Genomic DNA, 23,376 nt, shown 5'->3' on the forward strand with positions numbered 1-23,376 from the left:
GGCAGTAAGATATTGCTTGGATTCCCTTTGACACATGATCGCAGTATACTTTTAATCACAGCATGAAAGGTGTAAACAAGATTATGCCACATAAGATAACGATGGATGATCTCTGGTCAATGCAAAATCTGGGCGAGGTTGCGCTTTCTCCCGATGGAAGACGCGTGGCCTTTGTGATGACTGGTTGTAGCCGCGAGCAGAATGATACCTTTAGCTTGCTTTACTTGTTGTTACTGGACGAGACCGGAGCGGCTATCGCGCCTCCGCGCCAGTTAACGTATGGCTTGAAAAAAGATGGCCATCCTGTCTGGGCTGCTGATAGTCGACGTCTGCTTTTCACGTCGGATCGGGAACAGGGCAATCAGCTCTGGCTGATCGATAGCGATGGTGGTGAGGCATGCAGGCTCACGAATATGTTGTATGGAGTCAATGAAGCTGCCTGGTCTCCTGATGGGCAGATGATTGCTTTTACTGCGCCGACGCTGGCTTCGGTTGATGATGATCTGCTGCTGGGTCGCAAGGCCCTGGATGAGTCGACGAAAAAGGAGCTGGCTGAGCAGGAGCGTTTACGCTTGCGCACCGTTACGCGTGTCTGGTATCGTGAGGATGGCATAGGCTTGTTGGAGCGTCCTACCCATGTCTTTGTGATGCCTGCTCCTGCGGATAATACGGACTGGAAGGCGCTAGCCGAGGTGCGCCGACTGACTTCCGGCGAGGATTTTTATGCGATGCCCCTCTGGACGCCCGACAGTCGTGAGCTTGGTGTGTTACAGACGTCGGGCGAGCGTGATGCGTCGTTTGTGACTGATCTCTGGGCGATTGATATCGCAAGCGGAGCGGCTCGCTGCCTGACCGAGGGCACTATTGAGGCCGAGACTTATGCATGGGCACCTGATGGACTGTCAGCGGCGGTTGTGGGGTCAAGGGATTCCAATGTCCATGGTCCTGGTGTGGCCCGACTTTTCCTTGTGACGCGGCATGGCAATGTTGGGGATCATCCCTTATGTATCAGTCCCGACTTTGAGTACGACGCTTCCATCAGGGTTGGTTGCGCCTTTGGTCGACCTGGTCCCTATCGTCCACAGTGGAGCGGTGATGGCCAAAAAATCTTTTTCCTGGCCACGGTCTCGGGCTCTGTGCACATCTATCAACTTGAAGTGGTCTGGCGTGCCATCACGCGTCTGAGTCATCCAACTTCTCTTACCTTGAGCGTGACACTATTTCCCGATGGACAGCATCTACTGGCGGCCCAGGAGTTTAGCGATCATCCCTGGGAGCTCTATCGTTTGCCTGTGACTGGCGATGTTGCCGCTCAGAGCGAGCGTCTGACACATCTCTACGATCGGTGGATTGCTGAAAGAAGCTGGGGTGCTTCCGAACGGATTGTCTATACCGGAGCGCTCAATGCTGAAGTGGAAGGTTGGTTGATTCATCCTGTCGGAGCGCGTGAGGGCGTGCCTTATCCATTGATCGTGCGTATTCATGGTGGACCCCATAGTGCTTTTAGTCTGGGAACGGCTCTTGATCCTATCAATCACTACTTTGCGGCCCAGGGTTACGGCATCTTCTACTGCAATCCTCATGGCAGCACCAGCTATGGCGAGCCGTTTATGAGACAGGTAGTTGGCGATTGGGGCGGCAGCGACTTTGAGGATATTATGCGGGGCGTGGATGTCTGTATTGAACGTGGTTTTGCTGATCCCGAACGTCTGGCTGTGACGGGAGCCAGCTATGGCGGATATATGAGTATGTATATTGTAGGGCATACCGATCGTTTCAAGGCGGCGGCTCCAATGGCTGGCGTCTCTGATCTTGCCAGCTTTGTTGGCACGTCGGATATGGGCTTCTGGATGGTCCAGCAAGCACAGGGCTATCCCTGGGATGTCGAGCGGATGGCTTATTATCATGATCGTTCGCCTCTCTCCTCGGTTGAGCATGTCACTACTCCTACGCTGCTGCTGCACGGCGAGAACGATCTGCGCTGTCCTATCGGGCAATCTGAGCAATTCTACATGGCCTTGAAGATGATCGCTAAGGCTCCAACTGCCCTGGTACGTATCCCGGCAACCTGGCATACCAACTCTGAAAAACCTGGACTGTATTGGCTTGCCTACGAAAAATCACTGCTGTGGTTTAATACATACATCGACGTAAAACCTGAAGTAGAGCCATCAGGCATTGTATGACACCCATAATACCTATGCTGTATTGTTTTTCACCTATCTGGATGTTAAAATACAGCTTATGTAAAATAAAGATATTCAGTTACGGAAAGGATCTTGTAACGCTCTATTTCGGTCTAAAAAATGCAAAGAGCGCATTTTATTCTCCTTGTAAACCCCTGTAAGAAGAGGAAACACCTGTAAGAAAGCACGAGCTCTAAGAGCTTATTGACTCTTCCAGAAGGATACGCGTTGATGGAAAGTACTTATTATCTTGATCTACAAACGCTCCTTGAATACCTTGCCGAGACAGCTGCACAATTACGCACATCCCTTCTTATTGCTGGCTATCGAGAACCATGCGAAGGTTTTGTTTTTATCAAGAAAGGGAATATCCTTGGATGTGTGATTCAGACGTTTGAAGGCAAGTTATTGTATGAAGGAAAAAAAGTCCATGAGCTGTTGCTAAATAGTCAGCCATGGTTTGTGCGGGTTGATCCTAACGTTGAAGTAGCGATGATGATGATTGCGGAGCATCATCGTCCATCGATGCCTCAGCGAGCCACTGAGCGCATGCTACGCCAAAAAGGTCCTTTGGATCCTTCCTCGATAGAGACATTGCCGATGAAAAAACGTCTGACACTGCGTATGGTTTATGCCATGGTGAATGGTCAGAGAACTTCTGAGCAAATCAAAGTCCAACTACAACTTCCTTCTGAACTCGTTGATGAAGCCATTGAGTATCTACATCTGATAGATGCTATTGAATAGCGTATCTCATATATCGAAGAGGAGAAATGTATGCAAGACCCATTAAGATGGTGGTACCAGTTGACTTTGCCCAGGCGGGAACCGGATGCGAATCCTGCTGATCGAGAGCGAACACGTTATGCGCGTCTGACCAGTATGTTTCTCTTGATTATCCTCTCGGTGACGATTTTAGTTTTACCCTTAGGATTTTTTAACGCATCAAGAGCATCTGCCCCCTATGTCTCTACCCTGGCTTTCCTCTCAGTTGCCTGTGCCTGGCCAGCCAGCAAGTTGGGATACAATATCCTGGCCGCCACGCTGATTGTTATGAGCACGATAATTTATGTTGTCGGGACAATGCTCACGAATCCGCTGGACCCAACCTTAATTCCGGTCTTTGAAGCACTCGTCTTGCCAGTTATCCTGTCAGGATCACTTATGCCGCCTGTGGCAGCGCTACTGACTGCATTTTTTACCAGCACTATTATTCTCTTGATATCTTCATTCCAGCCTCATAGTACATTATATGATCAGATGCTCAGTAAAGGGCTCTATTCGGTTTTTATTATCTTACCGGTGGCTATCCAATTGGTTGTTGGCCTGGTTGTTTTTGTAATTATGCGCAATCATATCGCGACTATTCGTCGAGCGGATCGTGCAGAAGAAATCATCCTCTTGCAAAAAGAGCTCCATGTCCATGAGCAACAGCGCGTTGTGGATCAGCAGCAGCTGGAAGAAGGGATTGCATTAGTGGCTCAAGTCCACACGTCCATTGCCAACGGAGATTTAGAAGCCAGAGTGACACTGCCGATGGAGCATCCGCTATGGCCGATTACGGGACCGCTGAATAATCTCTTGAATCGCATCCAGCGCTGGAAGCGCAACTCAGATCAACTCGAACGGACGCAATATGTCACCAATAAAATTATGGGAGACCTGCAACGAGCGAGGATTCAAAACAGTACTGTTACCTATCCGCAGCCGACGGGAACTCCGCTTGATCCTCTGCTTCCAGAGATAAGTTATCTATCGGAACGGAGCTCTCGGCTGAATTCACCTCGGTAGGGTGGGGGTGGGATACGAGGCTACTGGGAATGGAGTGTGTCGCTATGAGGTGCTAACTCCAGGAGAGCACAGCGGCCTCGGGTTCTGGTTGATAAAACTGCTGATTGCTCTTCGGTACAAATTAAGCTGTAGATACGGTACAGTTGATCAGAATAAGCTGTGAAGCTGCCAGTGACATCTTTGAAGCACTGCTCAAGATACTCCAGATCTTTCCTCAACTTGCTTTTATTATTATCATCAATTGGCACAATAAGTTGCATCTGATAATGTGTCATCGTTTGTCGTATCTCCTCTGGCATGTAAGCTTTGTGCGTCTGCGTGCTGTGATCGATCGAAAAGAAAAGTATCCTCCAGGATAAGCCTTGCTTGGTTTGCCTTGTTCTTCGCGCACGAGTTGGTATGAAGAAAGAATGCTTGAATGTTTCCTTCAGTGGAAAACATGTCTTCCAGTTCTTCTCTTGAGAAGAGGCATCACTGCCAGAGTGATATGGCTTGCATACTACTTTGCTGCCAGCACATGTCGGAGGCTACGAACGTCCTGTACTATGACGTTGATTTATGCAAACATAGGATGGGTCTGTGCTATTCTCTGTAGTAGATACGTGTGAAGATTCTCCAATGTTGCATACGGATAGAAATAGCATAACATTTTTAAGCCGATCAGGGTATGTTTTTTTTGTCTATAAAATATATCGTCCGATAAGTGAAAATGAAACACTCTGAGGGGAGACTGTATCTACGTGGTGGCTGTAGATGAGGGAGACGTGTCGATAGCGCTAGATACAGTAGAGCACATCAAAAAAACACCCATGTGGGCAGGTGAGACGGCGACTTCCTATTTTCCCATACAGTTGCCCATATAGTATCATCGGGGAGGAAGAGCTTAACTACCGTGTTCGGGATGGGAACGGGTGTGCCCTCTTCGCTAACGTCACCAGCTCACCTGCACATACAGGTGTTTCTTACAAAAAGAATACTACTACAGTTGAGACTTTCTGTCAACCCCCTGTTACGGGGCGGATTTTATTCATTAAGCAATCTAGCATTCTTACCTGCTTTCGGATAAAATAAATGCTATTGGAGAGGTTTTCATTCTCAGTGCCTATAGAGCGAGGAAAAAAGATAACTGGGCAGACGTTTGCTCACCTGTACATCTCCAAATTAGACCAGAACCTGGAAAAGAACAATGCGGATATTTTGGAACTGGCCGGCAAGGTGCATCCAGGGCTATTTATAAGCGATGAGAGAAGGAGAGGAAATATTATGCTTGGATTACAAGGGAAGATCGTCGTTGTCGCAGGAGGTGCAACGGGCATCGGGGCTGCTAGCGCCGAACGCCTGGCAGCAGAGGGAGCACGTGTAGTGATTGGTGATATCAATCTGGATGGGGCTAGAGCAACTGCTGAGCGGATCATGGCGACTGGCGGCGAAGCTCTGGCAGTATTTTTTGATCTTTCGGATGAGGTATCCTGTCAGCAGTTGATTGCCACGACGGTTGAAGCATTTGGATGTATAGACCTTCTTCACAATAATGGCGCGGATCTTTCTCCACAAACATTTGGGCAGGATGGCGATCTCTTGAGTATGGATGTCGCAGTCTGGGATCGCACCTTCCATACAAACCTCTACGGTTTTGCCTACACTATTCGGGCGGCCCTGCCTCTGATGTTGCAACGCGGAGGTGGTGCGATTGTAAATACCTCCTCTGATTCTACCATTGACGCTGAGCCGAGACGTGTGGCCTACGCCTGTTCTAAAGCGGGTGTGAACGTGTTGACCCGGCATATTGCCTCACGTTGGGGCCAGGAAAATATTCGTTGCAATGCTGTCTCTCCCAGGGCAGTTATGAGTGAGACTGCGATAGCGACGACGTCAGACGAGGTCAGAGCACAGGTCGCTGCCAAATTGCGCAGTTCGCGTCTGGGCCGTCCAGAAGATCCAGCTTCTATGATCGCTTTCCTGCTCTCGGATGATGGTGCCTGGATCAATGGACAAGTGTTCCATGTGAATGGTGGTGCTAGCTTGCGTGATTGAGCATAGAAATATCATCTTCGCCAGAAGCGAGCCTGTCGCTTGCTAAGTAAGAGCGACTGTTGTCTGGTTGTGGTGAGATGAAGTAAGACATCCTCAACGTCCTCGATACAAGCGGGTCGTTGCTCCATATGTAGCGAGACCATATAAGAGATCAATGATTGCAGCGTGAGCATCTCAGGAGAGCCGTGGATCGGTAATAGAGTAAACTTGAAAGGACTCTCCGCTGGATCGTCTCCACTGAGCATCTGATGCAGCAGGACTCCCAGACTGTAGATATCAGCCCGTGGAGTTGTCTGTGCCTTGCCGTATTGTTCAGGAGCGGCATAGCCAGGAGAGCCAAAGGGAATCGTATCTTTCTGCTTGCCAGGTTTAAAGCGGCGAGCGATCCCGAAATCGATCAAAAAAACGTGTCCCTGCGGATCAAGCAGGACATTGGATGGCTTGAGATCACGAAAAATAATCGCCGGCTGCCGTGTATGTAGATACTTGAGGACTGAGCATAACTGGAGCGCAATCGAAAGGACATCGTCGAGTGGCATAAATAATGTATCAGCTGTTATGCCGCTCGCGATACGTCGCTCGATAAATTGTTCCAGCGTCAACCCATCGATGAAATCCATCACCAGATACCAATGATTGCTATCCGTAAAGTGCTCGTGGATACGCGGCAGATGTATATGGAACAGATCGCTGAGCAGTTGGATCTCACGATTGAATGTATCGGTCGCCTCAATGATCTGACGCGTCGTCAGCCCATCAAGATTAACACGCTTGATCGCCACAATCTCACGCTGCACATAATCGATAGCCTTATACACATCGCTAAAGCCCCCCGAACCGATCGAAGTCAGCAATTCATAGCGACCCAGCAACAGCTCCTCCCTGAGATCGACCGCTTGCCCACAAGTCGAACACAGATCCTCCTCCTCCTCAACCTGAGCCACACCACAGTGCGCACAATACAATTCCATAGAGCTGAACCCTCCTCATAAAGCGTCTCCCTTATCAACAATTATAGAACTTTCTTGCCCGGGAAAATAGTATCTTGCGTACCCATTTTACGCACATATTGACCGCATTACTCCCAATTGCCTCCCGAAAGACACTAAAATTGCTCGTCCGACTACTTGACAAAGCGCAACGAATCTGTGATACTACCACCACAAACACATACGGACGATTTACATGATCGCTTGCATGAGGATGTCATCTGGGGACGTAGCTTAGCTGGTAGAGCGCCGCCTTTGCACGGCGGAGGTCAGGAGTTCGAATCTCCTCGTCTCCACTCAACACAAGAGGCTAGAAGTATGGGGATCAACCCGCTTCTAGCCTCTCTTTATGCTTCCTCTTCCTCTATCTCTGCTTCTTGAAATTCGTCATAAACACCACCTCCTTCGGCTCTTAAGCCGTATAACTAACAAGTGCTTGATAAAATTATAAGTAAAAGGAGCCACAATTGAGACCCTTGAATAGGCCGCTACTACTTATTTATGTAATTTTAGTCTTTCTTGCCCTGATTCCTGGAACTTTTTACCTTTTTTATCCTCAAGATATTTATCTAAATCGCATATTTGTAATAATTATGTCGATTGCTTGTGTTTGTATGATTTATAATCTTTATCGCAGTTTCAAAAAAATGTAGCGTTTGTACTTGTGTGATATTTGCTTATTAAGAGTCGCAGGTCCGCAGAAGACTTGTCTGGTGGGGTCAAAGAGGGTAAAGTAAGGGAGACCCATATAACTTGGGCTGTGATACCGTTCGCTTTTGATCTGGCAGTTACGTAGTAGAAGTTTTCTTGTCTGGAGGTATGAGGCATAATGGAGAGATATCCATCAAAAATCAAACCAGAATCGTGGCTTGTCTCGGCAGGCCGTGCTTCCGAATCTGGTGCGCCGCTGAACGTTCCCCTGATTCCCGCATCGAACTTCATTATCGGCAGTGGGCGCGAGTACTCACGCGATGATGGTACTCCGACCTGGGAAGCGCTCGAAGAAGTCGTTGGCGGACTTGAGGCAGGTTCGGCCGTGGCGTTCGCTTCCGGTATGGCTGCCATTGCCGCTGTGTTTGATCAGCTGGCGGTGGGTGCAGTTGTGGTGCTGCCAGATGATTGCTATCAAGGTGTTGCAGGCCTGGCCACAGCTGGTGTCGAGAAAGGGCGCTGGTCGGTACAGCGGGTGGCGGTAGATGATACCGCTGGTTGGATTCGTTCCTGTGGCGCTGCTGACCTCATCTGGCTTGAATCCCCCTCGAATCCCTTACTTACGGTAGCAGATCTGGAGGCTATCTGTGCGGCACCGCGCAAGCCAGGAGCGATCGTTGCAGTGGACAATACCTTTGCCACGCCTTTGAATCAGCAACCACTTGAGTTTGGTGCTACGGTGTCTCTGCAATCAGCAACCAAGTTTATTGGTGGCCATTCCGACTTATTAGCAGGGGTCGCCACGACCAGAGACGATGTTCTCTGGCATGCCCTGAGGAAGTCTCGTGAGCTAACTGGCGCAACACCAGGGACGCTTGAAGCCTTTCTGGCTGTTCGTGGTGCGAGAACTCTTGCGCTTCGCTTACAACGGGCTCAGCAAACAGCCATGATGCTTTCGGAGCGGCTTGAAATGCATCCGATGGTCACTCGTGTCCGGTATCCAGGCTTGCCTTCACATCCGACGCATGATATCGCCAGGCGCATGCTCAAGGGCTTCGGAAGCATCATTTCGTTTGATCTGCTAGGAGGGGCTGAGTTTGCTGATAGGGTCTGCCAAAATACCAGGCTCATCCACCATGCTACCAGCCTCGGGGCTGTGGAATCAACCATGGAGCGAAGAGCAGCGATCCCGGGACAGGAACACCTTCCACCTTCGCTCCTCCGGCTCAGCGTTGGTATCGAGGATGCCGACGATCTCTGGGCTGATCTTGACGCGGCGATACGCTCTGCCGCTGCGTTGGTATGAACACTCCTCTCGATATACGAAACTTTATATGTTTTGCCAGGGAAGGAAACATATGCAGACAGAAATCACTTTTCGCTTTGCGGGTGAAAAACGTCCCGTCCTGCTTGTCCCCACTCTCATCAATGGGCGTGGGCCGTTCGATTTTATTGTGGACACAGGTGCCTCTCACTGTATCCTCTCAGCTGATGTCGCTCACCATCTGGGTCTCGTCGGAGAAGAATCTCGTATAGGAAGAGATGCGGGAGGGACCATTGAGACGGCCAAGGGGCAAGTGGCAAGCCTGTCAGTCGGAGCCGTGACCCGGGAGAATCTGACGGTTGGGATCACAGATCTGAGTGCATTGAGCCAGACTCTTGCTACTCCCATTGCAGGTACTCTTGGAACCAATTACTTTCAAGGATTGCGTCTGACCATTGATTACCAACAGGCAACACTCGGCCTTGTTGAGAGTACCCAGGCTGGTGTCAGCGGGCATGTGGGAGCGGAAACTGCGCTCGCGCTCACAATTGCTCCTTTTCCGGTCGTCCCGGTCATAGTTAACGAGCAGGGGCCGTTCGAGTTCATTCTTGATACGGGTGCTACTACGACTGTGATCTCGCCGGAACTGGCCAACCATTTCGGATTGCTTACGACAGAGGCCAGGCAAATGAAAGGAGCAAAAAGCACGGGCATGGGATCACAAGGGATGCTTTCGTCGCTTGCGGTTGGGACGGCTCTGCAACTCCAGTTCTCGGTGACCGTCGCCGATATTTTTGGTCCGCTGAGACAGAAAATCGGAATGAAAGTGGATGGTATCCTGGGATATTCGTACCTCTGCTCCTACCGCGTGACGATCGATTATGCAAACGCAACCCTTCTGCTTGAAGCCTGATTATTTTTGTACAGAAAGTATGATCTATTTTTAGCTCTAAATATTGCTCGTGATCCTGGCTGGATGTTGTTCGCTATGCGCCGTCGAGATGGAGACTATTGCTAGCGTAACGTGGGCGCAAGCTAGAATAGCCTCCATATAAGAGAACTGAGAAAGTCAATTAATTGGTAGCTGCACCATTGAAAGTGAAGCTGGTGGGACTCGGATTGCTGCCGCTCCAGGAAGCGTTGAAGCCGACGGTTACCGATCCGCCGGGAGCAATGGCGGCGTTATAGCTCGCGTTATTGATGGTCACTTGAGCGCCGGATTGAGTCACTGTACCATTCCAGAGAGTGCTTATCTGCTGATTGCCAGGGAAGCTAAACTGGAGCGTCCAGCCATTGATGGCGCTGCTGCCGTTATTAGTGATGACGATATTCCCGGTAAAGCCACCTGTCCACTGACTTGGTACCGAGTAGGCGACATGGACACCTCCTGTGCCTGGAGGAGGCGTTGGTGTGGGTGTGAGTGTTGGTACCGGTGTGGGCGTATTACCTGGAGGTGGTGTCGCTGTGGGCGTAACTCCGGGTGTCGGGGTGGGTGATGTGCTAGCTCCGCCAAGGGCATTGAGTGCCGCGGTATAGGCGGGTTTCTTATTATAGTTTTCGTCAAAGAGCAATGCTGCACCCTGTCCTGAGAACGTGTTTGGTATCCAGGAGTATTTGTCGGTAATGCCCCATACGGTGATGCTGGTGCAGCGTGAGACTAAGAGGCATGCCGCTATCACCTTCTGATAGTCACTGGCTTGCTGCTGAAGATTAGCAGTGCCAGCCGGTGTAGACATGCGAATATCCAGTTCGGTGATATTGACATCGACGCCAGCATCGGCGAAGCGCTGCAAATTGGCCTGGAAGTCTGAAGGGACCTGTCCCACGATCAGATGCGCCTGGAAGCCGACGCAGTCGATGGGGATGCCGCGAGACTTGAAGTCGGTGACCATATTCAGGATCGCCGTGCTCTTGGCGTTGATGCCATCGGTGCTATAGTCGTTGTAGCAGAGCTTGGCACTGGGATCGGCTGCGCGTGCCGCAATAAAAGCATCCTCGATATAGCTGTTGCCGATCAACTGCTGAAAGATCGAATTGCGTCGCGTGCTGCCATCATAAGCCTCATTCACGACATCCCAGTACGCGATCTTGCCCTTAAAATGGGTCATCTCGGTCGTGATATGGTTCTTCATGACCTGGAGCAGGTCGCTGCCCGAGTTGATACTGCTGACCCAGCCAGGTAATTGATTGTACCAGACCAGTGTATGTCCCCTGATCTTCATATTGTGGCTCTGCGCGTGGCTGACGATTGCATCGGCGGCTGAAAAGTTGAATGAACCACGGGATGGCTCGGTTGTGTCCCACTTCATCTCGTTCTCTGGAGTAACGCCAGTGAACTCCGTATCGAGCGTGTTCACGTATTGCGACTCGCCAAGGTGGCTATTGGCAACCGCAGTTGCGAAAGTTCGGCCTTTGGCTGCGGCCGCAGCCCCGAGCGTCGAGGCGGCGGCTGCCGAGTTAAGAAAAAGTGTACTGGAGAATAGAGATATGAGGAGAAGCGTTAGAGGTATCACGAAAAACCTTTTTCGCGTGAAGCGATGAAACATCCTTGTTTTCCTTTCTGACATTCCAGACAAATAAGTGAGCCAGGATCTACATCAGGATGAGTAGACATACTCATGTTTTGACCCACCCATACATTTCAATGTATCCTTTATGATGCTGTAAGAGCGGGTACTGAGCAAGTGATTGCAAGCGCTTGCAGAAACTATCCAAGGTATACACTATGCCACGCGTAAATGTCAACGAATAGAGATCCCGATCATATTGTCAGAGAATGGCCTTATAATCAGGTTACAAGCCATCTCAGAGCCACAGGCGATTTAACGCGAATCGAGACTGCTTGAAACTGATAAAAAACTAAATACATTCGCGTCTCATCATTACGCATTGGATGTAAATTTGGGAATTATTCTGGTGCCGGGATCATGGCCTGGGCTTTGGGAACCCGTTCTTCGCTGCCCGGGTTATGCTCCCAGTAGGGGCTGCTGACTCCGCGCTTGCTGATCATTGATGAGATTGGCTACACTAAATTGACAGAGGTGCAGACTAACGCGCTTTTTGAGTTGGTTCGAGATCGCTATGAACAAGGATCTACCATTCTGACCTCCAATACCAACTTCTCGGAGTGGGCCACTTGTTGGGCAACGAGGTGCTTGCAACCGCATTGCTGGACCGCCTGCTCCATCACACGGAGGTGATCTCCATACCGGGAAAGAGTTTTCGCATGAAAGACCGTACCCCTTCCAGCAAAAGGAAAAACACATCTGCTAAACAAGATCCTGAGAAGGGGTCAATTTTCCCCGTTCAGGCCAGGGCCTCGAACGCTGCTCTGATCACCTCGTCCGTAATCAGTTCGGGGGTCAGAAAGCGCAGATAGAGCAGCCCTTCTGTCAACGCGTGCAGCACTTTCACAAACTGATCGGCTGGAATGGGCAGGGCGCTCTCCGGCACAACTTGCAGTAAGTTGTGTTCGGCCCAGTGGTAAATGTCGGCGTTCGCTTCCACCAGGCGCGCTCGCAGCTCTTCGTGAGTCAGGGCATACTGCTGGAACGAGAACGCCCCCACTGCCTGCGCGCGGCGTGCGGGGACCGATGCTACCACTGCTTCGCCCAGGAGGCGCAATTGCTCTTTGAGTGATGCACCAGGCTGCCACGGTGGAGCGATGGGCTGCCAGCGTGTCCCCACGACCGCCAGGATGAGGTCCTCCCGATTCTTGAAGTTGCCGTAGATCGCCCCGCGCGTCATGCCCGCCCGCTTTGCTACTTCCTCCAACGTGACTCGCTCATAGCCCTTTTCGCCAATCACCTGCGCGGCTACTTCGATGAGCTTCGCCTGGGTGCGCTCGCGCTTGTCGCCTTTGGGCACCCGGCACGCAGGCATATCTGTCTGTTTGACCATTTTTTTCTCCTAAAAAATACAGGCTTGTATTTTATACACATATGTATTATATTTCATTTGAAAGGAAAAAGCCAGTCCCCCCTTTCGTCTATCGGAAACAAAAGTTACCGTCTGGAAAGGATTACCTGATGATCATTGTTTTCTTGAGCCTGGTCGGCCTGCTCGTGTTTGTGCCGACCCTTGCCCTCATCTGCCGCGTCCTGCTCCAGCGCCGCGTCGCCAGATCGCTCGCTATTCGCACACCCAACGGCATTGCCGAAGGCCGTTTTGTCACAATCGGCGGCATCGAACAGTGGCTTCAAATTCGCGGCGAAGACCGCAGTAACCCGATCCTGCTTGTCCTGCATGGCGGGCCAGGGTTGTCTTATGCACAGTTCACCTCCATCTTTCGGGCCTGGGAAACCTTCTTCACCGTTGTGCAGTGGGACCAGCGCGGCGCTGGCAAAACCATGAGCCGCAACGGCAAAACCGAAAGCTCCGCCCTGACCATCGAGCGCATGGTCCAGGACGGCATCGAAGTCGCGGAGTTTGTCTGCACATACCTGAACCAGCGCCAGCTTGTCCTCGTTGCTCACTCCTGGGGTACCATCCTGGGCATTTCTCTGCTCAAACGTCGCCCTGACCTCTTCTCTGCCTACGTGGGCACCGGCCAGATTGTGAATATGGCAGCTAGCGAAGACATTTCCTACAGCCTGGCTCTCGAACAGGCGCGCAGCCAGGGCAAGGCCAGAGCGCTTCGGACCCTCGAAGCGCTTGGCCGCCCGCCTTACCCGAACGCGCAGACCTGGCTGCGCAAGCAACGTGCCATTATGAGTGCTGCACCCCGGCCAGCCCCTGAGCGTAGTCTTCCCAATGTGTTCTCGACGACGCTTTCCTCGCCAAACCACACCCTCAAAGACGCCTTTGCCCTGTTCAACGGGTTCCTCTCCACTCCCGCCAGACTCTTTGAGCAGATGATGGCCTACGATGCACGCAGCCTGGGAACCGCCTTCGAGACGCCTATCTTCTTCTTCCAGGGCGATACCGATCTGCAAACACCTGCCCAACCGGTTGAAGACTACTTCACCACGCTCGAGGCACCGCAAAAAGAGCTACTGCTCCTGAAAGGCGAAGGCCATGTCGCCATTCTGACCAGCCCCGACTCGTTCCTGCAAGCACTCCTCGCGCGAGTGCGCCCGCTGGTTCTCCCCCGAGCGAACGAAGATCCAGAAAGAACAAGCACTTGAAGAAAGTCCATTCATTCTCGTTGTGAGGGAATGAGAAGATCAACATGCATACAGATACTTACATAAAATGGAGGAGACACACCATGACTCAGACAGTTCTCATCACCGGCAGCTCATCCGGCATTGGCCAGGCCATCGCGCAACTCTTCGCGTAGCAGGGCTGGAATGTTGCAGCCACCGCCCGCAAGCTCGCGGATCTTTCGTCTTTAGTGGGTGCTAACGTGCTGGCGCTCCCACTCGATGTCACCGATGAGGCGAGCATCGCTGCGGCAGTGGCAGAAACGCTCGCCCGCTTCGGCGGTATCGATACCCTGGTGAACAATGCCGGCTATGGCCTGTTTGGACCTCTGGAAGGCACAACCGCCGGGGAACTGGAAGCGCAGTTCCGCACCAACGTTTTCTGCTCTCTGCTTAGCATCTCTCGCTCGACCTTCTTCCGCTATGTCAAAGGGACGGAATCACCAGAATAATTCCCAAATTTACAAGTAGCGGGTAAAATGACTGGAAGAGATAAGAGAGAATATTAAAGATATTGGATAGAGGTGTGTACTTCATGATATTCTCTCAGGTCTACAAAAATTGCTCTTAGTTGCGACGAACGACAACGGTGTGGGCAACGCGATCACCAAGGCGCTGCTTGGTCGGAGAGGTCCAGATGAGAATGGCTCCAAGGATATAGGCGGTAGGAAGAATATCGATAATGCGTAACAGGTTGCGGATAAAGGAAGCGCCTCTGGTCATGGGAGAGCCATCAGCCTTGACGACGCGGATGCCAAGGAGCATCTTGCCAATAGTGGCTCCGGATGCGGCTTCCAGGAGAATAAAGTAGAGGCAGGGAATAAGCACCAGGAGGACTGTAAGAAGACTAGTGACTTGGTGAGAGTTACTATTGCCAAAGATCACTCCATTGACAATGTTGGCTCCCTCAGTAAATGAGCCTGAAAAAATAGCACTAACGATGCCGTTGATGATGGAAAGAATGATGAAGTCGATAAGTGTGGCAAGAAAACGGCGACCAACACCGACATATTGTAGAGCCGGGGCGGCTGTAGCAGTCTGATAAGGGACCTGAGATTGCATAAGTAAACTCCTTTAATGTGTGATGAATAATTGTAACATGAAGAAGAGATGGTGAGGATCACCGAGCGCTCTTGCGTTTCACGATGTAAACAAAAATATTGTTCTGCACTCTCACTTCATTTGTCTAAGAGATAAACGTGATAACAGCGATTTTGTCAAATGGTGATGATAATCGATAAGTAAGGCTGCATTCCCCGTTGATAATCAAGCTCTCGGAAAGATATCGTTACAGAGCTGAATCACTCGTTGAAGAATGTGTAAATTCCACCATTATCCTGGTAGGCAAGCGCTTGCCTACCAGGATAATGGTGGAATTTTTGCCAGGAATAATGGATGGTAAGCGACTCTTTCAATCACGTGCGCTCATTTCAACATCCTTTTTCAGCGCAACAATGCTCAGCCGTCATGTACGATGCTCTTCTCCTGAGGACGCGAACGAGCGTACATAGCTGAATGCAGTGCGCAGCGCAATCTGTAATGGTTGCGTCGTCTTGCAGGTCTTCGCTAAAAGCAGTCCTCCCTGCAAACTGGTCATCACCGCGACCGCAAGTTCTGCCGGATCGGCATCCTTCCGCAGTTCGCCACGCGTCTGCATTGCGGTCAATCCCTTGATCAGGTATCCTTCCCATTGATCGAATGACGAGACCAGGGCCACACGACTTGCCTCGTCGTGATCGGCCAGTTCACTTGCCAGTGAGCCGACTGGACACCCCCCGATACATTGCCGTTCTTCTGTTGAGGCAACCAGCAATGCCCCCCAGCGTTCGAGATTCTCCCAACTGTCGAGATGATCGAGCAAGGGCTGTTGTCCGGCCAGAGCCATGCTCGTCTGCCGTTCAATGATCGCCAGCACGAGGTCCTCTTTATTGGCAAAGTAATGGTACAACTGGCTTTTACTGACAGCCGTCGCCGCGCGAATATCGTCCAGGCTGGTGCCCTGAACCCCCTTCTCATAGACCAGCCGCGCGGCCTGCGTGAGAATACGCTCACGACTATTATGCCCTCGTGGGGTAAGGAACTCCCTCGGCATGGTTGATCCTCCTTCCTCTCATGTGCTCCCATTTCGTCGTCACAAGAGGCGAAAAGAGAGTAGTCTTGTCTCTGAGTATACCATACGCTGGACTTCCTAGTCCACTTCTGTTATAATGGACTACATGGTTCAAAAATTTGAACCATGTAGTCCATTATCAGGTATAGAAAGAGGCAATCTCTATGCGTTTACAGGGAAAAACGGCACTCGTGACCGGATCTACCTCGGGCATCGGTCAGGCCATTGCGGAAGCCTTCGCACGTGAGGGCGCGAACATCGTCGTTTCTGGGCGTGACGAGCAACGCGGGAAAGCTGTCGTCGAGACGATTCGCGCGAACGCTGGATCAGCGGCATTCGTGTTCGCTGACCTATCCTCAAAAGCGGAAGTGGATCGTTTAGTGGGCGAGGCCATCAAGGTGTTCGGCCAGATCGATATCCTCGTCAATAATGCTGGCATGGCTACATTTGGCCCCACTGCGCAGATGGACGAGTCAACCTTCGATGCTCTGCTCAACACCAATGTGAAAGCTCCTTATTATCTTACCGCCGCTCTCGCTCCTCACATGGCCGAGCGAGGAGCCGGAAAAATCATCAACATCACGTCTATGGCCGCTCATATAGGCCTGCCTGGGCTGGCTCTCTTTGGAGCCACAAAGGCGGCTTTGACCCAACTTACTAAATCCTGGACGGCGGAGTTTGCGCCCAGCGGCGTCAATGTGAATGCCATTGCTCCAGGGCCAACCCTCACCCCTGCCAACGAAACAGTGGGAGCGGCTTTCATCGATCAAATGACCAGTACCCTGCCCGCCGGAAGAGCGGCCTCGCCCTCGGAGATTGCTGACGCCGCTGTCTACCTCGCCAGCCCCGAATCCAATTTTGTGCATGGCATCACTCTTCACGTCGATGGGGGACGCACAGCCGTCTAGTCGAGGAACAGGAAAAAAAGAGACCTTCATCCTCAACAAAACATGTTCACAACAGGAGTGTCATACAAAAGAGTTCAAAATCAGCAAGGAAAATACACATGGAACATTCGATCGCACTCGTAACCGGCACCACCTCCGGGCTTGGTTATGCGGCAGCCCGTATGCTCGCCATCGAGGGCTACCGCCAGGTTATCGTCACCGGGCGCAGCCTGGCCCGGGTTCAAGAAACGGCCGCTCAACTCGCGGCTGAGACCAAGACACAGGTTTTCATGTCGCTGGAGCTGGATCTGGACGCGCCGACCAGCATTCAATCCGCCCTTGCCGAACTGGTCAGGCTAGGTAGGCCGATCGATTTCCTCCTGCTCAATGCAGGGATGGTCGGAGGGAAGAAGCGCGTGCTCACTGCGGCGGGCATCGAGGCGACTCAGGCCCCGCTAATTGGCCATCATCACCTGACTGTCGGGTTGCTCCGCGCCAACCTTCTGAGCCCCAACGCGCGGATTGTTATCGCCGGGGCGGAACCTGCCCGAGGGGGCGTGCCCATGTTCAGTTACACCGACGTGCCAGCCTTTGCGGCCAAGTACTACCGCGATGACCGAACCGCCGCTGTGGAAGCCCTGCTGCGCAACGGGCCGAACGTGAGGTACGTGCCCAACAATGCGTATGCCGACGCAAAGCTCATTATCGCCTGGTGGGTCGCGGCGTTGGCGCGCCGGCTACCCTCCGGCATGGCTGTGTACGCTGTCTCGCCCGGTGGGGCGACCGACACCAAGGTGGTGCGAAACGCTGGCCCGGCGTTGAAGTATCTATTTATCCCAATCGTGAACCTCATTCCCGGCATGAATCAGACGCCGGAGACCGCGGCCCGTCGGTACCTCCAGGCGTCGGAGTTCGGAACCGACGTCTCAGGGCAATTCTTCGCCTCGGCTCAAGGGAAGCTCACAGGCCCAATTGAGGCGCAGCGCCAGCCACACCTCCACGATCGTGCCAGTCAGGAAGCTGCATGGCAGGCCGTCGTCAAGGTCTCCGGCGTTGACTTGTCTCTTACCCAGCATCCTTGAGCGCGGTATCCTGAAGGAGCGCCGGTCGTATCGAAGAAGTGCAACTCCAGCCTCCCCTATACGCTTGTGACAGCAGGGGCAAGCTTGCATTGGATGGATTGGAAGATTGTTATGTCGCGCTTTGCCGAACTGTTGCTAGAAGGAGCATACTTAGCTGGGGTGGGAACGACTATGATCCCTGGTCCGTGGACATTGCTTGGAGAGATGCTTTCCCGGTGTCGGAGGGCAAATGCTTCCATTGGAGGGCAAAATCCACGTGGGAGGGCATTGACCAAGAGCAGCAAAAGAGACACCGAATTCATCGGACTCATAAGCGAGAGAGCGCGAACTCGCTGAAACTACATCTTGGTCCTCGATACGACACGCAATTGTCAAAAAAATACGACACAGAATTTTGTCATTTACATGGCAGTAGTAAAGGAATGTATAATGAGCGAGTTGACAGGAAAGGTAGCGATTGTCACGGGCGGTGGACGCGGCATAGGTCGTGCGACTGCGCTGGCTCTGGCGCAGGCCGGGTGCGACGTGGCTGTATTCGCACGTGGCAGCGAGGAGCTTGAGCGCGTGGTGGGCGATATTCGTGCATCAGGACGACGAGGTATCGCAGTGACTGGTGATCTTCTCGAAGCCACAAATATCACCCATGCTTATACGGAGGTCGTACGACAACTGGGTCATATTGATATTCTGATTAATAATGCAGGCGTTGTGGAACCTCTGGGGCCAATCACTGCTATTGATCCGGATATGTGGGTAGCCGCTATTGAACTGAATCTTGCCGGCCCGTTTCGCTGGATTCGTGCATGTGTCCCGGCGATGCTTGAGCGAGGATGGGGCCGAATTGTCAATATTTCGGCAGGCGCAGCGGCAGAAACCGGCATGCCGTATGGCAATGCCTATGCGACCAGCAAAGCAGGGTTGGAGATGCTGACACTCAATCTTGCTGCAGAAGTGACGGGCACAGGCGTGACGGTAAACGCGGTACGTCCTGGCGCGGTGGACACGACGATGAACGCTCATGTACGCCATCAACCGCCCGAACGTGTCGGACAACAGATCCATGAGCGCTTCAAAAGTACCTACGAGCAGGGCTTGCTGCTCAACCCCGATCAACCGGCCCGCCTGATTGTGAATTTGATACAAGAGGGTGCTACAGGCGAGATTGTGAGCATTTATGATCAGCGTGGTCAACAACTCATAGGCCAGTAACGATCAGAGGGTTGGTGAGAATCGAAGATTCGCGGTGGGTTAGTCGCTGATCATAATATATTGCGTTAGGGTCTCAAATGATAACGTGACTGCAACCCCGCCGGCAAAGCTAACCCAACAGAAGGGCAAATGCTTACATTGGGAATCTGGATCACTTTTGGTGATGGAAAGGCCTTGGCCTGGTTTGAAAAACCTTTCCATCACCAAAAGCGAGCTAGAACCACCTGGGAGGCCATTTACTTGCTGGTTGCTTTTTATTTCCTTGGCATCTATTTCATTGCGTGCTCTAAAATCGTATGCTAGTTGTTCAGATGTAAGGAGGGAGAGATTTACTATGACAATTTCATCGCGCCAGGAAGATGGGTCGGATACGCGTAAGGCTACGAATAGGTGGGAGCAGGGCCAGGGAAAAATCGATGACATGCTCTGTTTCGCACTCTATGTAGCCTCGCGTGCGGCTATGGATGTGTATCGGCCATTGCTGGATACGTTCGGTCTGACCTATCCGCAGTACCTGGTAATGGTTGTTTTGTGGGATAGTGAAACATGTTCTGTAAAGGATATTGCGCGCACGTTGCATCTTGATTCCGGTACGCTCTCTCCCCTTCTGAAGCGCCTTGAGAGTACAGGTTTCATTAAAAGGCAACGCCGTATCCAGGATGAGCGTGTTGTAGACATCTCGCTCACGGACGAGGGGCGTGCATTGCGTGAACGTACAGTGGACGTGCCCATGCAGGTTAATTGCCGCTACAGTATTGAGTTTGATGAGTACGTAACTTTGTTGGAGCAACTTAAGAAGTTCACGGCGCAGTTAGCATAAACCATACTTGTGAGAATCCTTTGTGAAGGAGCGTTGGAAAGACCGATGATATGGTTCTTCTGAGGAAAAAATCCGCTCACTTCGTGTAGAGCATCTTCTATTTTAGGGTTACTAATAAATTCCCCATACAAGATTATTCCCTGTATGACCATCAAAGACAGCATCTCCAATCTCTGCGGTTGATCTTGCCTTTATACCTGGTATATGAGGACCTCCATGTACCTGAGTAAGTTGAAATGGACCTTGGACTTTGACATAACAAACTAAATAATTATCAGGACGGCCAACGCTTTCCCCAGACATGAATGTCTGTGCTTGTTTTGCCGTTACAAATTGGATGCTCAGAATTTTTAAGTGTGCTCCCTTGACTAGCGGTCCTGCATAAAATCCTTTCTTGTTGAGGAAAATCCTTACATCAGTAGCTGAAAAGGCAGGAGTCAAAGACGTATTTATATAATTGTTTTTTGCTTGTGTGGCTGCATTTGATTCTTCCACCGAGATAGCGGGAGTGCCTGGCATATATGTTTGATCTATATTAAAGCGAGTAGGGGTTACTGGTGGGTGTTGGATTAAAGATGAGGCTGCTGCATGTTGCATGGAGAAAAATACTGCTCCGGCAAGTATTATCGCTGTCAAAAGACCAGCACTGCACCACCATTTGGGTCTTGTCATCTTCTCATGATCCTTTCAAGAATATCTTCTTTCTAATTTGACGATATTCTTATCGTAAAAGTTCCTTCATGTAATCGAAACTTAATGATGTAATAGCGTTACGAAGATATGAACCAAAGCACAAAAATAGTTCCACTTTTCCATTAAGAATATTGGTTAATCATATGCCTGATATATACCTCTTATATTTCCTGAGCAACTACATGGCAAAGTGGACCAAGATCCATGAGGAGGAGATGTACTGCCATAGGAGGTTGATTAGAGAATTTTCGTAGGAATCCTCAATGAGGACAGGAAGACCAGAGTTCTGTATCTGACGAATTTCTACAGACTCTTAATATGGGCATCAAAAAACGCCCATGTGGGCGGGTGAGACGGCGACTTCCTATTTTCCCATACAGTTGCCCATATAGTATCATCGGGGAGGAAGAGCTTAACTACCGTGTTCGGGATGGGAACGGGTGTGCCCTCTTCGCTAACGTCACCAGCTCACCTGCACATACAGGCGTTCTTGATAGTTGACATATTACAACACTTATGCGCTTTTGTCAACACCTTTTACAGCGACTTTCTGACAGGATTGAGAAACGGAAGGCATTTGTCGCCGTGGATCGCTGGGGCCTGCACTTTGATGATTGACAGGTCCCCATGATCGCATGATTGTTATTGCCCGGCTGCTCGATTGATGCGGTATTCGCTCATCACCCGGTCATTGAGTTCTTCCAGCAGTGTGGGAGCGACTGGCTTATCCATGGTGATTTCGCCGTGTTGCAGTAGATTGATACGGTCACAGATTTCGAGCGCTTGCGCGTAATTATGTGCGATGATAATCACTGATACCTCGCCCATATTCTTGAGGTTGCGGATCAGATCCAGAATCAAGGCACCTTCTTTTGCTCCCATGGCGGCCAGTGGCTCGTCGAGGAGCAGGATCTTGGCATCTGAGGAGACTGCGCGTGCGATCGCGATCGCTTGCCGCTGACCTCCTGAAAGCTTCGCAATCTCGGTGTCGACCGACTGAATGCGTACTCCTATCCTTTTGAGCTGCTTTCTCGCTTCTTCGCGCATCGCCCTATTTCTCAGCAAAGGTAATGGCTTCCAGGTCAGCTCGCGCTTCAAAAACATATTGTGATAGACGCTCAGCTCATTGACAAGTGCCAGGTCCTGATAAACCGTCTCAATGCCCAACGAGCGAGCATGCGTCACTGACGTTAGCCTGACCTCTTGTCCATCGATAAAGATTTTGCCGGCATCGGGCTGTATGAAGCCGGTGAGGAGTTTGATGAGTGTCGATTTACCGGCTCCGTTGTCACCGAGTAAGCCCAGAATCTCGCCTTTTTTGAGGTGGAGATTGATATCGCGTAGTGCTTTGACCGCTCCAAAGCCCTTGACCAATCCTTCGATGCGGATCACGTCGGGAGCCTCGCTCTGTTGTGTCTCTGTCAAATCGATATCGGTCATTGCTTACCTGCCTTTCGCAATACCTGCAAGCGGATATTCAGGATCATCGCGAAAATGATTGCGATACCCAGAATGAGATCGAATGTGAATGCGCTTACTCCAATCAGGGTGAAACCATCTTTGAGTAATGAGAGAACCAGCGTTCCCAGCAGTGCTCCTACGATCGTCCCAGAGCCTCCCTGGAGGGCCGTTCCACCGATAACTGCTCCTGCTACTGCGGAAAACATAATGTCGTTACCGCCAGCTGTGGGATCGATAGAGGTGACGCGGAATGCTTCGAGGATACCTGAGATGGCCCCGAAGACAGATACCATCATGAAGTTGACCAGCTTGATACGGTTGACGTTAATACCAACTTCGCTGGCACCTATCATGTTGCTGCCGGTGGAGATGGTATGCAGTCCCCAACGTGTACCTGAAAGGACCACTTGCATCACGATCACGATTAGCAAGGCCCAGAAGCTCTCCCAGTAGATATTGTTGCCCAGCACTGCGGATATGCCACCATCGAGCTGGGGGACGAGAACCGGATAACCACCAGAGATGGTGAGGGTTAAGCCGTTGAGTATGTACAATGTACCAAGGGTCGTGATAAACGATGGGACTTTAAGAAAGACGGTGACAAAGCCATTTACCAGACCAATGGCGGCTGCGGCCAGCAGAGCAATTAGAATGGCGAGCGGCATGGGAATTCCCGCATTATAGGCGAAATACATGATGAATGGGGAGATCGCGAACACATATCCAACGGAGAGATCGATCTCTCCGCAGATCAGGACCATGACTTCTCCTGCCGCAATGATGGTCGTCGCTGCTCCAAATTGGGCTATCGTCTTGACGTTATCGAGCGAGAGGAAATTTGAGTTTGAGACCTGAAAATAGATGATAAGCGCGACGGCCACCAGAAAGATGCTGGCTTCTCGCCTTCTGATGAAAAAGCTGCCAATCGCTGCGCCGATGTTGCCGCGTGGCTGATCTTCTATTGCTATCTCTTGTGGTGGATCGCTGGCAAGAACCTTTTTAGCCACTTGATACTCCTTTGTGGTGACATTGCACAGATGTCCTTTGATGAACTC

20 protein-coding genes, 1 tRNA gene, 2 rRNA genes and 2 pseudogenes are annotated in these 23,376 nt (G+C 51.2%); 14 read left to right on the forward strand and 11 right to left on the reverse strand.

Going from position 1 to position 23,376, the window contains the following annotated elements; genetic code table 11:
• Positions 1-83 precede the first annotated feature (83 nt).
• From AC27N8_RS09600 to AC27N8_RS09610, 3 genes are all read left to right on the forward strand, one after another.
• Positions 84-2,186, forward strand: coding sequence for a S9 family peptidase (locus AC27N8_RS09600; RefSeq protein ID WP_487066353.1), 2,103 nt, complete (start codon positions 84-86; stop codon positions 2,184-2,186).
• A 231-nt stretch (positions 2,187-2,417) separates the two neighbouring features.
• The gene (locus tag AC27N8_RS09605) at positions 2,418-2,933 is read left to right on the forward strand and encodes a hypothetical protein (RefSeq protein WP_487066355.1); all 516 of its coding nucleotides are present in this window, start codon (positions 2,418-2,420) and stop codon (positions 2,931-2,933) included.
• A 30-nt stretch (positions 2,934-2,963) separates the two neighbouring features.
• A complete protein-coding gene (locus tag AC27N8_RS09610) occupies positions 2,964-3,977 on the forward strand; it encodes a hypothetical protein (protein WP_487066357.1) in 1,014 nt (337 codons plus the stop codon).
• A 20-nt stretch (positions 3,978-3,997) separates the two neighbouring features.
• On the opposite strand, the gene AC27N8_RS09615 is transcribed toward AC27N8_RS09610, so the two are convergent.
• Together AC27N8_RS09615 and rrf (AC27N8_RS09620) are read right to left on the reverse strand one after the other, a co-directional pair.
• Positions 3,998-4,252: a hypothetical protein gene (locus AC27N8_RS09615; RefSeq protein WP_487066359.1), complete on the reverse strand. Its 255-nt coding sequence runs from the start codon at positions 4,250-4,252 to the stop codon at positions 3,998-4,000.
• A 547-nt stretch (positions 4,253-4,799) separates the two neighbouring features.
• Positions 4,800-4,916: ribosomal RNA gene (rrf, locus tag AC27N8_RS09620) — 5S ribosomal RNA — on the reverse strand.
• A 324-nt stretch (positions 4,917-5,240) separates the two neighbouring features.
• Here rrf (AC27N8_RS09620) and AC27N8_RS09625 point away from each other — a divergent pair.
• Positions 5,241-6,011, forward strand: a complete 771-nt coding sequence (locus AC27N8_RS09625; protein WP_487066361.1) for an SDR family NAD(P)-dependent oxidoreductase — start codon at positions 5,241-5,243, stop codon at positions 6,009-6,011.
• An 11-nt stretch (positions 6,012-6,022) separates the two neighbouring features.
• Here the strand turns inward: AC27N8_RS09625 and AC27N8_RS09630 are convergent, their stop codons facing one another.
• Entirely contained in the window at positions 6,023-6,982 is a 960-nt protein-coding gene (locus AC27N8_RS09630; protein WP_487066363.1) for a serine/threonine protein kinase, read from the reverse strand.
• A 241-nt stretch (positions 6,983-7,223) separates the two neighbouring features.
• Here AC27N8_RS09630 and AC27N8_RS09635 point away from each other — a divergent pair.
• From AC27N8_RS09635 to AC27N8_RS09645, 3 genes are all read left to right on the forward strand, one after another.
• Positions 7,224-7,296 (forward strand) — tRNA-Ala (locus AC27N8_RS09635).
• Between the two features lie 533 nt (positions 7,297-7,829).
• Complete coding sequence (locus AC27N8_RS09640) at positions 7,830-8,957, forward strand: trans-sulfuration enzyme family protein (RefSeq protein WP_487066365.1); 1,128 nt, start codon at positions 7,830-7,832, stop codon at positions 8,955-8,957.
• Between the two features lie 52 nt (positions 8,958-9,009).
• Positions 9,010-9,828, forward strand: a complete 819-nt coding sequence (locus AC27N8_RS09645; protein ID WP_487066367.1) for an aspartyl protease family protein — start codon at positions 9,010-9,012, stop codon at positions 9,826-9,828.
• 160 nt (positions 9,829-9,988) lie between these two features.
• Here the strand turns inward: AC27N8_RS09645 and AC27N8_RS09650 are convergent, their stop codons facing one another.
• Positions 9,989-11,461, reverse strand: a complete 1,473-nt coding sequence (locus AC27N8_RS09650) for a glycoside hydrolase family 10 protein (protein WP_487066369.1) — start codon at positions 11,459-11,461, stop codon at positions 9,989-9,991.
• 495 nt (positions 11,462-11,956) lie between these two features.
• Here AC27N8_RS09650 and AC27N8_RS09655 point away from each other — a divergent pair.
• Positions 11,957-12,294 (forward strand): annotated as a pseudogene (locus AC27N8_RS09655) (ATP-binding protein).
• Here AC27N8_RS09655 and AC27N8_RS09660 read toward each other — a convergent pair.
• Complete coding sequence (locus AC27N8_RS09660; RefSeq protein ID WP_487066371.1) at positions 12,222-12,815, reverse strand: TetR/AcrR family transcriptional regulator; 594 nt, start codon at positions 12,813-12,815, stop codon at positions 12,222-12,224. The pseudogene AC27N8_RS09655 and the gene AC27N8_RS09660 sit on opposite strands and share 73 nt — an antisense overlap.
• Positions 12,816-12,943: 128 nt before the next feature.
• On the opposite strand from AC27N8_RS09660, the gene AC27N8_RS09665 reads away from it, so the two are divergent.
• Together AC27N8_RS09665 and AC27N8_RS09670 are read left to right on the forward strand one after the other, a co-directional pair.
• A complete protein-coding gene (locus AC27N8_RS09665) occupies positions 12,944-14,041 on the forward strand; it encodes an alpha/beta fold hydrolase (protein ID WP_487066373.1) in 1,098 nt (365 codons plus the stop codon).
• Between the two features lie 179 nt (positions 14,042-14,220).
• Positions 14,221-14,511 (forward strand): annotated as a pseudogene (locus AC27N8_RS09670) (SDR family NAD(P)-dependent oxidoreductase); the annotation flags it as partial.
• 115 nt (positions 14,512-14,626) lie between these two features.
• Here the strand turns inward: AC27N8_RS09670 and AC27N8_RS09675 are convergent.
• Positions 14,627-15,121: an RDD family protein gene (locus AC27N8_RS09675; RefSeq protein WP_487066375.1), complete on the reverse strand. Its 495-nt coding sequence runs from the start codon at positions 15,119-15,121 to the stop codon at positions 14,627-14,629.
• A 403-nt stretch (positions 15,122-15,524) separates the two neighbouring features.
• Positions 15,525-16,151 carry a TetR/AcrR family transcriptional regulator gene (locus AC27N8_RS09680; protein ID WP_487066377.1) on the reverse strand — a complete coding sequence of 209 codons (627 nt, stop codon included), beginning with the start codon at positions 16,149-16,151 and terminating at the stop codon, positions 15,525-15,527.
• A gap of 182 nt (positions 16,152-16,333) precedes the next feature.
• On the opposite strand from AC27N8_RS09680, the gene AC27N8_RS09685 reads away from it, so the two are divergent.
• From AC27N8_RS09685 to AC27N8_RS09700, 4 genes are all read left to right on the forward strand, one after another.
• The gene (locus tag AC27N8_RS09685; RefSeq protein ID WP_487066379.1) at positions 16,334-17,077 is read left to right on the forward strand and encodes an SDR family NAD(P)-dependent oxidoreductase; all 744 of its coding nucleotides are present in this window, start codon (positions 16,334-16,336) and stop codon (positions 17,075-17,077) included.
• A gap of 98 nt (positions 17,078-17,175) precedes the next feature.
• Positions 17,176-18,138 carry an SDR family NAD(P)-dependent oxidoreductase gene (locus AC27N8_RS09690; RefSeq protein ID WP_487066381.1) on the forward strand — a complete coding sequence of 321 codons (963 nt, stop codon included), beginning with the start codon at positions 17,176-17,178 and terminating at the stop codon, positions 18,136-18,138.
• Positions 18,139-18,567: 429 nt separating this feature from the next.
• On the forward strand, positions 18,568-19,347 hold the full coding sequence (locus tag AC27N8_RS09695; RefSeq protein ID WP_487066383.1) for an SDR family NAD(P)-dependent oxidoreductase: 780 nt from the start codon (positions 18,568-18,570) through the stop codon (positions 19,345-19,347).
• 334 nt (positions 19,348-19,681) lie between these two features.
• On the forward strand, positions 19,682-20,167 hold the full coding sequence (locus AC27N8_RS09700; protein WP_487066385.1) for a MarR family winged helix-turn-helix transcriptional regulator: 486 nt from the start codon (positions 19,682-19,684) through the stop codon (positions 20,165-20,167).
• A gap of 111 nt (positions 20,168-20,278) precedes the next feature.
• On the opposite strand, the gene AC27N8_RS09705 is transcribed toward AC27N8_RS09700, so the two are convergent.
• The 4 genes from AC27N8_RS09705 to AC27N8_RS09720 all read right to left on the reverse strand — a co-directional run bounded on the left by AC27N8_RS09705 (position 20,279) and on the right by AC27N8_RS09720 (position 23,259).
• Positions 20,279-20,839: a hypothetical protein gene (locus tag AC27N8_RS09705; protein ID WP_487066387.1), complete on the reverse strand. Its 561-nt coding sequence runs from the start codon at positions 20,837-20,839 to the stop codon at positions 20,279-20,281.
• Between the two features lie 372 nt (positions 20,840-21,211).
• Positions 21,212-21,328: ribosomal RNA gene (gene rrf / locus AC27N8_RS09710) — 5S ribosomal RNA — on the reverse strand.
• 174 nt (positions 21,329-21,502) lie between these two features.
• Positions 21,503-22,300, reverse strand: coding sequence for an ATP-binding cassette domain-containing protein (locus AC27N8_RS09715; RefSeq protein WP_487066389.1), 798 nt, complete (start codon positions 22,298-22,300; stop codon positions 21,503-21,505).
• Positions 22,297-23,259 carry an ABC transporter permease gene (locus tag AC27N8_RS09720; RefSeq protein WP_487067920.1) on the reverse strand — a complete coding sequence of 321 codons (963 nt, stop codon included), beginning with the start codon at positions 23,257-23,259 and terminating at the stop codon, positions 22,297-22,299. Before AC27N8_RS09720 ends, AC27N8_RS09715 begins: the two co-directional genes overlap by 4 nt.
• Positions 23,260-23,376 lie beyond the last annotated feature (117 nt).

It is taken from the genome of Dictyobacter sp. Z7_2 (genome assembly GCF_057551105.1).